The sequence below is a fragment of the Clostridium sp. OM05-9 genome, from assembly GCF_003481465.1.
Taxonomy (GTDB): domain Bacteria; phylum Bacillota; class Clostridia; order Lachnospirales; family Lachnospiraceae; genus Coprococcus; species Coprococcus ammoniilyticus.
In genome coordinates, this window is sequence record NZ_QULF01000004.1 from 168,466 (window position 1) to 183,525 (window position 15,060).

Genomic DNA, 15,060 nt, shown 5'->3' on the forward strand with positions numbered 1-15,060 from the left:
AACATTCACGTACTGTGTATTGATCAACAGGAAATTGTCATTACAAATGGCTATACATCAAAAAACTCACTTATATCCCTTCATCCTTAAATATTAACGTCTTTCCGTGAAATTCATAAAAGGAATATCGTATGCTCCATAAGGGGACGAAGCTGTCAACTGGGATACCAACGGTCTTATATATGATAATAAAAGTGTGGGAGCATTCTGATTTAGTAAGCGATCAATCTGTTCCTCAGTTAAACCCGAATCCCATTTAAATCTTGCTTCTTCTGTTACAGCAATATAATATGGACTTCTTTCATCTTTTTCTCCAATTTCAACATGTAATGCTACTGTTGCCTCACTTAATTCAGAATCTTTATTAAGCTCAACGGACATGTTTACCTGAATCTCTACACTACTTTTCCCTTTTGGATCAAATTCTTTATTTATTAAATAATCAACCTTTTGCAAATAAGGTTTTTTATACTGAAAAGCACTCTCCATATCTACTCCTATGCTGCCCAAGAAAGACAATTATTACCATTAGAATTACAATACAAACTATCCTCAACTACATTTACTGTTACCTTATCTAATTCCGAAACCACGTCCGAGAACACTACATCATCAACACTTATCTTAAAATTCGTTTGTATAACAATTTGTTCTTCATCAATATCCGACAGAAAAGACAGGTCATAATCTTTAATATTAGCTGTTATGCCATCATCGCAATCAACTACAGTGATTGACTTTTCAATTCTATCAAATACAGTTTCAAAATGTTCTATAATATCATTTGATGGTCTAATTAAGGAATTAACAAAATCAATTGAATCCTGTCCCTCTAGTACAAGCGTACCTATGCTATGATTTTCCATAATTGTTTTCCCCCTTATTCCAATATTATTTACGATATACTCTCTATATAATCATTCAATTCTTTCTGATACCTAAAGCAATCCATATACATTGCCCGTGTCACACCATCCTGTCCCGCCCTGTTATGAGGCATAAAAAGGAATCCCTCTTCTTTATACCAATGGATAAGTTCATTTCTTGCATCTATGGTTATTATACGTATAGGCCATCTTTGAGTTAATTGTCTCACATATTCTATAATTATTCTCAGCGTAAATGTTCCAAGATTATTACGATGATATCTCTTATCTATGGCAATAAAATTGATATGAACTGCAGATATTTTATTTTCTTTTTTCCCAGAGTCATATTCACTGATATCTTCAGGCAGGTCATTTAACTCAATATCTCTAAACATTATTTGAAAATAACCAACAATTCGATTATTTGCTATTATACTATATGCATATGCATGTTGTAATATCGTTGGATAATACGAATTTACAATATCTGCATTTATTGATTCTATTCCACAATCAAAATTAGATTGTTCAACCTTCCTTGAAACTATTTTGAATTGTAATTCCCCCATTAAACCTTTCCTTATCTTCAGTAACATTATACTAACATAGATTTGTACAGAAAGAATAACATTTTATGTTCGCTAATGCAAGTCAAAATATTCTTTGTTTCAGTCATTCATATTTCTATGGATTAATAAAACAATAACATGGGTATTCTCTCCTATATACTATTTCTCAATATTTTATATTCAACATTTTTTCTGGTTTTTTCCCATTTTTCATTTCATCCTTCTCTCAATCCCAAAATTCATCTGATGAAATTAAATTCACCTTGTAATTTTTCTTGATTAGCTCTTCATATATTACTTTACTCAATTCTTTGTAATCCTTTTTACTATAATAATATACATTCCACTTTGCATTTTCATTTACACTATCACGAATCTTTCTAAGATAGGGTAAATCCACTTCTCCACCAGACCATCCTATTATTATCACGGAATCAACATCTTTCAAGCTTTTCCAAAATCTCTGATGCTCTCTTATGTAAAAATCTGTATCCTTATATATGGATTCCAGATACTCTACAACTGCGCGGTGAATACTTGTTCCCCCTTCGTCAAATTGCTCTTCGCACTCCTTTAATTGCTGTCTGTGTTCTTGTATCTCTTTTAAATTACAATGTCCCATTACCGGTGGAATATCTGTTATGTTGCTTACACCTCCATGAATATGTAACACGTCTTCTATACCGTAAATCTTTTCAAGCAAATCCGTATAATTGAAATTAATAAAATAATCCGTACTATCAATTAATGTTTTCTTTTTGGGTACTATATGACTTGTATCAATGGTTTCAATCCATTCTTTTACATACTGTTGAAACTTTCTTACAAAGCCATATTCTTCCCTCCAATACTCATCCATGGTATCTTCAATACCTGTTAAACCGCCATCCAGATGCATATCTTGTAGTATACATTCTGAAGAGTCTAATATCTCATCAATATTAGGATGCCCCATTTTATCTTCAAATTCCCCCCATAATGTATCTTGAATAGCTTTTTCCCAACGCTCATATGTCCCTTTCCTAATTCTGGGATCTGAAAAATCAATACGTCCAATATTATACAAATGCTCAAATGCAACAAGAAAATCTGGATATTTATCATCCAGATATTCCCTAAATCTCCAATATGACGTATCTAAATTATGTGCTATGTCAAATCCATTGCCAATAATATATAAAGATTTCATACAAACAACCTTTCTTTACTTTTTTATATCTGTCACGTCTATTTTAAATAAAATTGCCTGTAAGCATTATATCCTTTACCACACTCCGGATCATCATATTCTTCAATATAATCTTCACAAGTTAATAAATCATATTGAACTGCCATCTCAATACATGTCCACAATTCATCAAAATCTATATCATATTCCCTAAGATAAAAATATAATTCTTCGGCATAGTCATATGCAGTATTTCCATTAGCAGAGTATACATTTTCATATATTATACATTTAAGATATTGATAAAAGTTCGACCGTTTGACTGCATTCTTATAAGAAAAATGTGTTAATTCTTCTGTTTTAAGCTTAAATCTTGTAAATTCACCAAACTCTTCTCCCCAGTAAGGCAACAACGAATAATAATCTAATATTCTATGAAAAACCATTATAAAATTATATAATTTGTAAAATTCCTTATCTAACAAAAAATTCGATTTCTCTATAAAGAAATGTGTTTCTCCATTTCTCAACCTTCCCAGCAAAGAAAGCGCTTCATCTACAATTTTTTTATCATCAGTGTAATCACAATAGTATTCCTTAAAAAGTTCTTTCGATAACTTACATATCTCATTATATTCGATAGAATAAAACTTTTTCATTACCTGAGCATCTATATTTTCAAAAAAATCATTTAGATTATGAGAATTGTAAAAATCTAATGCAGGATGGCCTTCTGCATCACATCCCTTTTTTACACTACACACTCTATGATCGTTATTATCTAACATTAATTGTTTTATAAATAACTCCACTGAATTATGTAAAAATGATACAAATTGTTTTCTATACTGCAATGTAGCCTTCCCGTCCAAAATATAATTACAATATTTGATAGCCATAGCCCAAGCTTCAAGTGCATTATCAATTAAAATATGTTTCATTTGAATTCTCCCATATTAAATTTTTTTATTCTTCTCACACCCTCAATATTAATACATATGATTAATAATGTATCAATCCCCATTTCTGATTTAAATCTACAGTTAATCCGTCCGTATGCAAATTCCAGTATTCAATTAGCTGTTCTTTGTTTTCTTTTATTTTCTTCTGGATTTTTCTAATATCTTTAGACCTAATATCACTACGTGCCAACTGTCTACCATCTATAATAGAAAATGTTCCATCATATTCATGCCTTACATTTACATGCACATGTGGTTCATTATGTTTACCTGCTTCCTGGGAATGCATATAATACCTTATTCCATCATCTTTGAAAACCTCTCCAGCATTTTCACTTAATAAAATCTGAATGTTTATGGTGTCTTCAACATTATAATGCATTTTATCTAAATAATAACTTAATGGTAACTTTGTATTTTCAACCCTATACCTTACATTATCAAATACCAAATATTTATTAAACGAATACTTCAACGTATTCCCACAAATTTTAAAATCTATCCAGTTCCATAATTCTTCTACTGTAAATTCATCTGCTACATTTCTAATACAGTACTCCATACCATTAATTTTTCTTAAAGGTGCAATTATTTCCTTGCCATTAATTCCATAGTTCTTATTATGTGGTTTTAATACTGCAGTATCCAATTGTTCTTCAACATATACATGAACTGTCACATTTATTTTATAATCCATTTCCATCCTCCTAATTTTTATATTTCAAATATTTCTGCTATCCTCTTCTAATGTAACCCGATTATATGGCACATTCCACTCTAACTGCCCTTCTATAATTATATATGGAAATGTATCATTCAATAACTGACAGCCATCATTCATATAATAGTTAAAAAATGCCGAAGTCATACCAATAGACCTCACCACATCCAATAACGGAAACTTCTGTTGTTCTTCTAATTCAATATTAATCAAATCCATCTGATCTAATACATATCTAATCACTAATAATTTTTTATCTGTCATCTTCCCTCCTGATTCCATTATCTATAAATACAACCACTTACACTTTTCATATGTATCAACCAAATTTCATCGATAATGCCATATGAATATTGCAAACACAAAAAGTCCGACTTCTCTCATATGTATTAATCCCAAATTCAATATGATATTTTGTTCCTTCATCTGTGCAAATATCAAAAGTCTCATTTTCAATACGATCTGATGAACCAAAATACTTTTGAATTCCCCACTTTAGCGCTATCAATGTATCTGCAACGATCTGTTTACAATAAGCATCACCATGATACTTCCGGCAATCTCAATATATTTTACTAATCTTTTTGCCTTTAAGTGTTATCCTTATATGGCTAAACTTCTGATTAAAGATCAAGTAATCTACAATCTATTTTCATCTTTCTCCAAAAAACTTAGCAATAAGCGCTTTTCTAATCAACTTTTTCAAATGAATTCTGTTTTATATCACATACCATAAAAGACACTTTTTCTTCACAAACAGCCCAAATAACATAATTCTGTGTATCTTTAAAGCACTCATTAAAATTATTGTCAAGATAAGTAGAAATTAAAAATTTTGAATTATCTAATTTGTCTTGCAAACGCCTATTAAGTAAAAAACCTATTTTCCCTGATCTATCTTTAGGAATCATTATATGACTTTTACTGATACCAAAAGTAGACATTTTATATTCTGCAATTTTATTTCCATCTAAATTCTCAAAACTGGCTTCATTAAATCTCACTCGTGCAAATGCTTCAGACGTGTTCACTATTGATACAGTTATCAGTACAGAATCTTTCAAATTACTTTCATCTCGAATATTACTGTAATAAGGATAATCAACACCTTTCAACGTTTTGAATTGGGTTCGATCAGCTGATAATTCCCCTTCAACCGAACTTATTTCTATAGAATCCACGAGTATATGAGGTTCTGTGTATAATCGATTCTGTTTTATTTCTATGTCAGCCTGTTTTTCTTCTAATTTAGCTAACTTACGACTGATAATAATTGTTGCTACCCCGACCATTGCTGTCACTACAACATTAAGTGCATCCCACACGACTCCCATCTCTGCTTGGAACAGTCCTCCAACAGATGACCTGTACACATATGAAGCCATCAATATATCTCCTATACCCAAACATATAACGATTAAACTAAGTACTATACATATATCTTTATTTTTCTTCAACAATTCATCCCTCTCTATCTATAACATAAGAATATATTGCATTTTTAATTAAGTTATCAGACCAAAAACACACTTTTTACTCTTGTCCTTAATTACTTTTCAACATATTGGTAGTTAATATTTTCTAAATTAATTTTATCTAATGAAAATTAACACTGAAAATTAATACATCTTTATATCCCTTTCGCACACTAAGCCAGAAAACACTCCTAATATAAATTGATAATCAACTTATTGTTCATTTTCACGTTTTTCATACAAACTCATACAGGCACTAAATTTTAAAAGGATTCTATTAAAATCCTCTTCTGAATATGCTCCTTTTCTATAAAGTGTTGCTTCAAACAATTGCCTTTCTCTTTCTTTCACCCGTTTGTAAATACTATCAAAAGCAAAAAACAAGCTCATTTGAGAATATTGAAAAACTTTAAACCAGACTTCCTTATTTGATTTTCCTAAATCAAATATAAATACCTGTTCTGTTGAATACTCCTTAGCAGCTTGCTTTCTATATAATTTTGTTGTACTAATATCCGAATGCTCAAATTTGCTACCCTCATTATATAAAGTAACGTACATTCCAAATAAAATAGAATCCTGTTTTGCCAGTTCTACGATGCTCTTGGTCTTTTCTCCAATATTCTCCCTTTTTAATGCTTCACGAATTTCTCTACTTCTTCTGTTTAATTTAGTGATTGTTTTCTCATTTTTTAATCTATCATCTAATGCATCGCCAAAATCACGTATCATTTTTTTCAGATTCTGATTTTCCATAAGTTGCTTTATATATGGTTGATAGGAAAATTCTTTGAATCTTGTACTATCTCCTTCTTCAGCTTCGCATAAATACTTTATCCATAAAGCATTATTAAATTGACTTCTTGCTAAGAGATAAGCCTCTTGTTCCATCCCATTTTCCAAAAGTAAAATGCAGCTATCACACAAATTCACCTGCTTGGCCATCAATGAAAGCACTTCTCTATACCAAGAATACTCATCAATCAAAATAATAGGTTGTCCTTCTTTAATTATATATTTAGCAATATCCTCCGTAATCTCTTTTAACAAATCTGTCAGTTCTGGTGCATGACTTCCATTCATATCTATATACCTCCTTGCTCAACCATTAACATTATTGTTCCTTATATATCTTACCACTTGGAATGCTAATTTTATCAATGCCCTCATACGCCCTATCCAAATCGCCAAAACATCCCAAAATAGGTTGATAAGTTATCCCTGGTAAGACAGGTTGACAATGAATTTCAAATCCAATCTTCATATATAATTTTCTCCACTTTATTTGGACTATACTGCATCATTATTTGAAAGAAGATACATACAATACTAAGTTCTTTTCTCCTAAAATTTTCTGCAAGAGAAAATGGTAAACTACGAAATTTTCTTAACTTAAATTGTTCATCGTATTCTTCTAAACTATCTGGCTCATAAATTACAATCCCAGTCTCAAGTCAGTTTCAATCCGTGTTTTCTTGAGCATCACTATCATGTACTTTAATTATTTTCATTGTTTCCACAGGTTATACATCCAGGAAACTCTGTATAAGAAACAATAAACTATCCTCAGTCATACTACTTTTGATAAAAAACTTACATTTTTTATTCAATTCTTCTCTTCATGGATTTTAATTAGATCTGCCCCAAAAAAGGCATAAAAGAAATCCCCCCTCTATTTGATTATTTATATTTTACATATTACCCCTATTTATACGCAAAGTCAACATTCTCCGACATCAAAATACTACTTTCCTTATCAAACAAAAAAGCCGGCCCGGTCTCCCCACTTCAAGGTTCCGCCATTCCAGCTCAATCTCGTTTATCTCTATTAACCACCAATCCACATATCCCCCTGCATATGCTCACAACCACGATAGCACTCACATATCCCAGTGCATCCAACACCAGATCAAAGGAATCAAAATGTCTTCCGGCAATGAATAGCCGAACTGACTGATCGCATAATGATATACACATGCACGTTAATAATGCCAATACCGACATCAGCCAGATTTTCTTCGTTGCACATACATAAAAAATACTAACACAGATGCCGATGATCAGGAATTCAAATACATGCGCCCACTGACGTACAGACCAATCTACAAATGCACCTACCCAATTAAGAAAATCGTCCACGACAGGCAAATGTCCCACCCTTTCCGAAAGGGTAACTGTATCATCCGGTGTCTGGAAAGTCAGGTAGAACAATATGCATAAAGTAATCAAAACAAATGCAAATGAAATGACCAATGATATTCTATTATCTGCCATCTTCTTTCGCATATATTCTCCCTTCTTTCTTTTACAACACATTTAAAATCATCTATCCTTCCGGCTCAACACCCCGCAATTCTTATGGCCTTGTCCTTACCGGAACATGCGACAAATTCAAGCTCGATTGATTTATCTTCCTGCAGCTGTGCATTCTTCCAATCAGCAATCGCCTTGTCAGAATCCTTACTGCCAATATTGTCTGCCTTACAAATGAAATAAAAGAAATCCCCCTCTATTTGATTATACATATTTTGATTCTACCCTTGTTTATACGCAAAGTGGTCCTATGTCAAGATTTAGTACAAGTTAAAATGAGAAACTTTTCCCATTTTAACCCGCCAGAAGCTCAGCCTCAGTGTGTGTTCTTTCATACAATCGTTCGAATTCATTTGGTGACATATAGTTACAATGGCTATGAATTCGTTTCGTATTGTAGAAAGCTTCCAGATATTCAAAAATCAAGCGGTATGCCTGCTTGTAATCGTAAATTTTAAAGCGGTTGAGCCATTCACGTTTGATAATCGAATGGAAGGATTCTATGCAGGCATTATCCCACGGAAACGCTTTCTTTGAGTAACTACGCTGCATATTTTCTGTTACTTTTTTATATTCCGTCGCAATGTACTGACTGCCACGATCAGAGTGAATGATCAATGGCTGGTCGATATTTCGGCGAGCTTTGGCTTTGTTTATCGTATCAATCACGCAGGATACTTCCAGTGTTTTTGAAAGTGTCCATGCTATGATTTTTCTGGAAAATAAATCCATAATACTGGTCAGATAGACAAATCCGTCTATTGTCCAGATGTAGGTGATATCCGAACACCAGACGGCATTCGGGCGTTCAGGATTAAACTGCTCATCGAGGATATTTTGTAATTCAGTGCTGAAATCAGAATCTTTTGTGGTAATTGTCCATGGCTTGCTCCACTGGGCACGGATTCCCATTTGACGCATGTATGTACCAACAGTTCTTTCCGAAATGACTTCACCGGTTTTCCGCAATTCTACAGTGATTTTCGGAGCACCGTAGTTCTGCTTGGAATCATCATATATATCCTGTATTTTTGCTTTTACAGATTCACGGCGTTTTTCTGTATCAGAAGGCACGCGGTGGAGCCATGCACGATATCCTGAACGCGAGACACCTAAAAATTTCAACATTCCGAAGACGGAAACCCGGCGTCCAGCTTTTTGGACAGCTTCCGTCTTCTCAGACACTTCGAGATAAATGGCTTCCTCCATTTTCCCAGAATGTTGATTGCTTTTTTTAATACATCAAGTGCATCTTGGGCATCACGTAATTCATGTCTGAGACGGGCGATTTCCTTCTGTTCATCGGATGCGTAATTACCAGAACCCCGAACAGGAATATCACCGGATTCACGGAAATCTTTCAGCCACTTTGTTAGTGTGCTGTATCCGATGCCAAGATTTTCTGCACATCCACGTACACCGAGATCTTTATGATCTTGATAATATCGGATTGCATCAAGTTTAAATTGTTTGTCATGTTGCATAGCCATATGAGATCCTCCTTCAGCATGTCTCTATTGTACCATGTTAATATGTATTTGGAATTTCTCATTTTGGCTTGTACTATTTATATTCTAGCACCACCTTTTGTTCTTTTGAATACATAAAAAGGCTCCTTTCGAAGCTCTATAGTAGTCCAGAATTTTGTCCGCACCCTCGTCTCAAAAAAGTTATAAGAATCCTTTTATTTGCACGATCAAGCGAAAATTTATGGATACTCACATATATCAGCATCACCAGTAACAATATTTCCACAATCTCATCCATATAAGTTATTCCCTGATACGCAATTCCAGTTGTAAGTCGTTGTAATGCTTTCTGGAAAAGTAATAACAAAAATACAATCACCCATATATTATCTTTCTTACTTCCCATAGTAAAGTCACAATACCTGTTAATAATAAAAGATATATCCCCCACAATTTCTGAGAAAAAGAAGAGTATACAAATTATGCAAAAATAAAAATCATTTTTGACCACCATATTTTTCCTCCATTATTAAAATCTAATATTTCTCTTCAAGGATATTCTTTTAGATAAAATACTCTTATTATTTACCTTTCATTTTTTTTAAAATCATATTTATAGCATACATAACAATTTTTTCTTTTTCAATTAACAATACACCGAAATAACATATTCCCCCAAATACAATTGATATTAATAAACAAAGAACCGATTTATCCATATTTTTTTGTAAAATATTTAAGAATATAAGCATACATATTCCTGCAATTATATATTTTTTGCTTGTCGCAAATACTCTTTTTACAGAAAAATGTTTTTCTTTATTAATGTATACAAACTCTGTTATCATAATAACTATTTCGCCTAGCACTGAGCCAATTGCAGCACCTGTTGCCCCCAGTGACGGAATAAATAATGCATTAATTGCAATATTCACTATGCCTCCAAATATTATTCTTTTTGTATATTCACTTTGTCTACCAGAGGCAATAAAAAATTGTGTACCTGATGTTTGATTCAATCCCATTGCAATGAATAATAAACTCATAACAGGTAGTACTTGAACAACCGGCTCATATCCTTGTCCAAAAAATACAGGAACTAAAACCGGTGCTACCCCAATCGTCCCAAACATTAGTGGAGTTCCCAAAAACCAAACAAAATTATATGCTTTATATAAATAATTTTTTGCATCCTCTAATCTATTTTCAGCATATGCTTTTGATACTTTCGGTAATAAAACAGTAGGTAGCGCAGTAACAAGCATCAAACACATTTTCACGATTTTCTCTGCCTGCTCATAATAACCATTTTGTACTGATTGATCTGTCATTTCCCCTATCATAGTTTTGTCTACTATTGCATATATCTGCAATGCAGCTGTTGGAATAAATAATTGTAATATTACATTAAAATCTTTAAACGGACATGGCTTATATCCCTTAACTCGAACAATATATTTTCTCAAATATGGCCATATGGACAAATTTCCTATCCATGTAAGAAAAGCCAAAGAAAAAACATATTTCCACAGATCATTGTAATTATGAATAAAAGCAAATATTATTATTACATTTACTACTTTAATAATATAATTTCTAATTGCAATTCTTTTAAAGTCTTCCATTCCCTGAAAAAACCATGATATATCAAACATTACACCTAATATATAAAAACTTTGAATGAAAGCAATTTCCTTATTCGAAGAAAACAGACATACATATATTACATAAAGAACTATGGCTATGCTTGATGTTATAAACCTTAGTGAAAAAATGTCCCAAAATTTTTTTGTTCTTTCTATAGGATTATCTTGTAATATACCAATTTTTTTATTTCCATATGTAGCTGTTCCCAATATCGCACATAATGTAAAATAGCATACTATTGAATATGTATAGCTATATATACCTATTCCACTTGGTCTAAGTACCCGAGATATATAGGGAGTAGTTATAAGAGGAACTATTAAAGCCAATAATTGATAGCTTGTATTAAAAATATAGTTTATTACTACTTTTTTTTCTTTCATTTCTATCCTCATTTCTAAATTAATCACATAACTATTTTGCTAAATACTTTTATCCGAGGAGTTTTCCATAATATTAAAATAAAAAATTAATATGTAAGCTATAATCCAAAAAGATGTTGTTCCTGGACCAATATAATGAGCAACAAATAATTCCATAAATGCATACAGCATTACTAAAAAAGAGAAAATATTATCTTTTACAATTTTAAAATATTGCACTGTGAATGTGATTGTTCCGACAATAGTACATTCCATATATATACGCAATATATCATTATGCATATTTAATTGCCCTGCTGCCCCTCTTTGTTCTAAATAATTTGTTACGGTTCCTAAACCATAATTAGTCAAATTTGCATCAATTACAGTATTAATAATCTGAAATCTTGTCATCGTAAAATAGTCAAAATCAATACCAAACTGAAGATAAAACCATCTGGCAAAGCTATCCGTGCACATTGCATACACCAAAAATGGAGCTGCAATAAATAATCCCATCGTAATCAACAATACTATCTTAGGTACCTTTTTATAATGAGGAATAAACTTATTAATTATCAACAAAATTATTAGCATTACTAATGTAAATCTTTTAAAACATAAAAAGCATAAAATTACTGAAATTGTACTTTTCCATGTCTGTCTTGTATAAAAATAATAAAAACAATATAAAAGAAAGAATTGTGCCATATCAGACTCGAATGGTGATGAGGAATCTATAAACGAAATTTGTTTTAAAGCTGCCAATGAAAATGTATTAGCAAATCGCACAAAGAACGCAATACATGATGCATAAAACAAAACATCTATTACATTTGCTATTCTATCCAAAGATATATAATTAAAAAAAATCCAAACCAACAATAAAGGAGCTATTAAATAATATACTTCTCCTAATGAATAACTTTTGAATTCCATATTCTTAACCTGAAATATCACTGTAATAAAATATAATATTCCTACACAAGTTAATATTTGCTTTACTTCATAAACAAGGCATCGGTTCTTTCTATTATCAATCAAATCCCACCCAAAAATAAAAACAGCTATTGATAATAATATATGTTTAAAGTGTAATTGATCTAAAATATGTAATTCCGGGCAATATTCACTTAATACAAAAATAGCACACGTTATTAATGCCAAGTAATACATCCCCTTATTTGTATGTGTTCTAGTATTCTCCAAAATATCTACTCCTTATTAAATCACATCCATGTAATTATAAAAATTCTCAATTTTTTTCTTTTCTTGCTTTATTACTGAATCCGCTACATCGAAATCAAACCCATCGAGACATACACTTTCTTCATTAGTATATTTTTTATCTACCAACTGCATTTTTTCTAATAATCCATCTATTCTTGAATCCAATCCTGCATTTTCTCCTTCATTATTCAGGCGAGGAAACACAAGAAATGGTTTATGATATATTATAGCAAATGCTACCGCATGAAAGGAATCTGTTACGATAAATTTAGCTTCCTTTATTGAATAAACAAATTCACTAGGACCAGTAATATAACCATTTTTTTCTTTTTTATTTGCAATTTCAAAAATTTTACACTTAACATTTTCCTTTATAGATGCAATCACTTTTTTATATTCCTCATTCTGAGGTCCCAAAAAATAACTTAAAATATAATCATTGTCTTCCATTCCATCTGGTTTGACAGTAATCTTATCCCATTCTGTTTTAGACGTTATTAATGTCGGATCTAAAAATACCTCCGCTTTTTTGTCTAAAATTTCTTTTATTATTCTCGCTCCCGCCTTTTCTCGTACATTTAAATGTTGCGTCTTTTGTAATCCTTTCACTACAATTCTTTTGTAATCATCAGGAATATTCTCCATTCCAAAACTAGGTGCAAAAAAAATTTTTTTATTACTTGTTGTAAAATTGGCAAAATACAAATTAGGTGTATCATTTACATATGGATGCCAAATTTGATCACTTCCCAAAACAAAAAAATCAAATTTTTCATTTACATAGTTAATAATCTTATCATTATATTCAGGAATATATTCAACGTTAAGATATTTTAATGTGAACTCTTCAAATTTTCTTTCTCTTTTAGCCTTATCAATCCCTCCTTTTAACATTTCAAATAAAAATATAACGTTCAACATTTTTCTTTTTTTAAGCTGTAGTTTTTGTTTTCTAGCTTTATACTTTTTGAAATCAGGATCATTCATTTCTAATGTTTCTACATAATATCCCTTTTTCTCAAAAAAGTTTTTTACCGCATAATTCTGCAATCTATTTCCATAATTATTGTAATCTGGAATTGTTATAATACCTATTTTTCTCATTTAATCATCCTTCGTAATATAAGTGATAATGATCTCCTATATATTTTGCCCGCACCAATCCTAAATTTTTTTATTAACGGCACTTTTGTTAAGCGTTTTACAAGATCATCTAAATTTTCATCATCTAAATTTTCAAAGAACTCTGTTCTTTTACTGTTCATCGGAGTACTCTTTATTATTCCCTTTTGACTTTTAACTATATCTGACACGATTATTTGTTTTATTGTAAGATTTTTTTCATAGCATTAAATAAATCAAAACCTTTACTTGACGCAACTATTATAACAGAAACACCTAATTCATTAAATATTTCAGGGCAGATAGATTCTACATTCCAAAAATCTCCTAATACTATATCAGCTTTATAATTAGGATATTTAAATTTACAATCATAACATGAATTTCGTAACGCCAAATTGCCTCCAAAAGCTTTATGAAATGTATCCTGCCTTGATTCACAAAAATACTCCTCATCATCTTCAAAGCATATTTTCATCCCATATTTTTCCAATCCATGTTCTTTCGATCGAAAAAATATTTCTTTTACCTTTTTTCTATATTTAATTTCCATATCATCTAAATATCTTTCAAATACTTTAGGACTTGCTACTCCGTGGCATAAAACAGTTTGTGTTATTAAATGCTCGTTAAAATCTTCCCCAAAAAACGTTTTCAAAGCTGCAGTTTAACAAGGTGTACCTGAAAATAACACTCTTTTTTCTTCTTGCAAATATTTTTTTATCTTAGAAAAAGAATCTCTTAAATCACTTTGTACATACTTAGATCCAAAGCCTTTTATCATTTCTTCATAGCTTAAAGCCTCAAAATGGCAAACATTTTTTTCCTCTATTTTTACTCCAAATGCAATTCCATCAGGATAGTTCTCAAAAAAACTTTTTACTAATATAGGATATATTGCTCCTGATGAACAAGGCGTTTTTTTATCCACCAAACTGCTATATCCCGCATATGTTAAATAATCAAAATTTGAACCTGTATTTTCTTTTACTATTGGACATACTTTTTCACATTGATTAAATTTAACACATTTATTTTTATCGATTTTCGGATACCGAAAACCTTCATCATTTCTTAGCATTTTTATAGCTTCATATCTACAAACATTCTGGCATGCAGCACACCCTACACATTGATTATTAACTTCTATCAT

At 31.3% G+C, this 15,060-nt stretch carries 19 protein-coding genes; all 19 read right to left on the minus strand.

Annotated elements, in window-relative coordinates; all coding sequences use genetic code 11:
* Positions 1 to 93 precede the first annotated feature (93 nt).
* The 19 genes from DXB77_RS07995 to DXB77_RS08090 all read right to left on the minus strand — a co-directional run bounded on the left by DXB77_RS07995 (position 94) and on the right by DXB77_RS08090 (position 15,060).
* The gene (locus tag DXB77_RS07995) at positions 94 to 489 is read right to left on the minus strand and encodes a protein-export chaperone SecB (RefSeq protein WP_118662980.1); all 396 of its coding nucleotides are present in this window, start codon (positions 487 to 489) and stop codon (positions 94 to 96) included.
* 8 nt (positions 490 to 497) lie between these two features.
* On the minus strand, positions 498 to 866 hold the full coding sequence (locus DXB77_RS08000; RefSeq protein WP_118662981.1) for a hypothetical protein: 369 nt from the start codon (positions 864 to 866) through the stop codon (positions 498 to 500).
* A 29-nt stretch (positions 867 to 895) separates the two neighbouring features.
* On the minus strand, positions 896 to 1,438 hold the full coding sequence (locus DXB77_RS08005) for a GNAT family N-acetyltransferase (RefSeq protein WP_182439451.1): 543 nt from the start codon (positions 1,436 to 1,438) through the stop codon (positions 896 to 898).
* A 226-nt stretch (positions 1,439 to 1,664) separates the two neighbouring features.
* Positions 1,665 to 2,627 (minus strand): bacteriophage abortive infection AbiH family protein, encoded by a 963-nt coding sequence (locus DXB77_RS08010; RefSeq protein WP_118662983.1) that lies wholly within the window; start codon positions 2,625 to 2,627, stop codon positions 1,665 to 1,667.
* Between the two features lie 38 nt (positions 2,628 to 2,665).
* Entirely contained in the window at positions 2,666 to 3,547 is an 882-nt protein-coding gene (locus tag DXB77_RS08015) for a hypothetical protein (RefSeq protein ID WP_118662984.1), read from the minus strand.
* Positions 3,548 to 3,608: 61 nt separating this feature from the next.
* Positions 3,609 to 4,265: a DUF4160 domain-containing protein gene (locus tag DXB77_RS08020; RefSeq protein ID WP_182439452.1), complete on the minus strand. Its 657-nt coding sequence runs from the start codon at positions 4,263 to 4,265 to the stop codon at positions 3,609 to 3,611.
* A gap of 24 nt (positions 4,266 to 4,289) precedes the next feature.
* Positions 4,290 to 4,553: a hypothetical protein gene (locus DXB77_RS08025; protein ID WP_118662986.1), complete on the minus strand. Its 264-nt coding sequence runs from the start codon at positions 4,551 to 4,553 to the stop codon at positions 4,290 to 4,292.
* A gap of 425 nt (positions 4,554 to 4,978) precedes the next feature.
* Positions 4,979 to 5,746 (minus strand): hypothetical protein, encoded by a 768-nt coding sequence (locus DXB77_RS08030; protein ID WP_147353807.1) that lies wholly within the window; start codon positions 5,744 to 5,746, stop codon positions 4,979 to 4,981.
* Between the two features lie 231 nt (positions 5,747 to 5,977).
* Positions 5,978 to 6,847: a DUF5677 domain-containing protein gene (locus DXB77_RS08035; protein WP_118662988.1), complete on the minus strand. Its 870-nt coding sequence runs from the start codon at positions 6,845 to 6,847 to the stop codon at positions 5,978 to 5,980.
* 31 nt (positions 6,848 to 6,878) lie between these two features.
* Complete coding sequence (locus tag DXB77_RS13015; protein ID WP_182439453.1) at positions 6,879 to 7,028, minus strand: hypothetical protein; 150 nt, start codon at positions 7,026 to 7,028, stop codon at positions 6,879 to 6,881.
* A 545-nt stretch (positions 7,029 to 7,573) separates the two neighbouring features.
* Positions 7,574 to 8,050: a VanZ family protein gene (locus DXB77_RS08045; protein ID WP_182439454.1), complete on the minus strand. Its 477-nt coding sequence runs from the start codon at positions 8,048 to 8,050 to the stop codon at positions 7,574 to 7,576.
* A gap of 53 nt (positions 8,051 to 8,103) precedes the next feature.
* Positions 8,104 to 8,289: a hypothetical protein gene (locus DXB77_RS08050; protein ID WP_118662990.1), complete on the minus strand. Its 186-nt coding sequence runs from the start codon at positions 8,287 to 8,289 to the stop codon at positions 8,104 to 8,106.
* 82 nt (positions 8,290 to 8,371) lie between these two features.
* Entirely contained in the window at positions 8,372 to 9,286 is a 915-nt protein-coding gene (locus tag DXB77_RS08055; protein WP_118662991.1) for an IS3 family transposase, read from the minus strand.
* Positions 9,199 to 9,567: a transposase gene (locus tag DXB77_RS08060; RefSeq protein WP_243100162.1), complete on the minus strand. Its 369-nt coding sequence runs from the start codon at positions 9,565 to 9,567 to the stop codon at positions 9,199 to 9,201. The genes DXB77_RS08055 and DXB77_RS08060 overlap by 88 nt, the downstream gene beginning before the upstream one ends.
* Before the next feature lie 560 nt (positions 9,568 to 10,127).
* Positions 10,128 to 11,576, minus strand: coding sequence for a flippase (locus DXB77_RS08070; RefSeq protein ID WP_182439455.1), 1,449 nt, complete (start codon positions 11,574 to 11,576; stop codon positions 10,128 to 10,130).
* A gap of 39 nt (positions 11,577 to 11,615) precedes the next feature.
* Positions 11,616 to 12,764 (minus strand): hypothetical protein, encoded by a 1,149-nt coding sequence (locus DXB77_RS08075; RefSeq protein WP_118662994.1) that lies wholly within the window; start codon positions 12,762 to 12,764, stop codon positions 11,616 to 11,618.
* Between the two features lie 15 nt (positions 12,765 to 12,779).
* Positions 12,780 to 13,889, minus strand: a complete 1,110-nt coding sequence (locus DXB77_RS08080) for a polysaccharide pyruvyl transferase family protein (protein WP_118662995.1) — start codon at positions 13,887 to 13,889, stop codon at positions 12,780 to 12,782.
* 220 nt (positions 13,890 to 14,109) lie between these two features.
* Positions 14,110 to 14,565 (minus strand): Coenzyme F420 hydrogenase/dehydrogenase, beta subunit C-terminal domain, encoded by a 456-nt coding sequence (locus tag DXB77_RS08085; RefSeq protein ID WP_118662996.1) that lies wholly within the window; start codon positions 14,563 to 14,565, stop codon positions 14,110 to 14,112.
* A gap of 9 nt (positions 14,566 to 14,574) precedes the next feature.
* The gene (locus DXB77_RS08090; RefSeq protein WP_118662997.1) at positions 14,575 to 15,060 is read right to left on the minus strand and encodes a 4Fe-4S dicluster domain-containing protein; all 486 of its coding nucleotides are present in this window, start codon (positions 15,058 to 15,060) and stop codon (positions 14,575 to 14,577) included.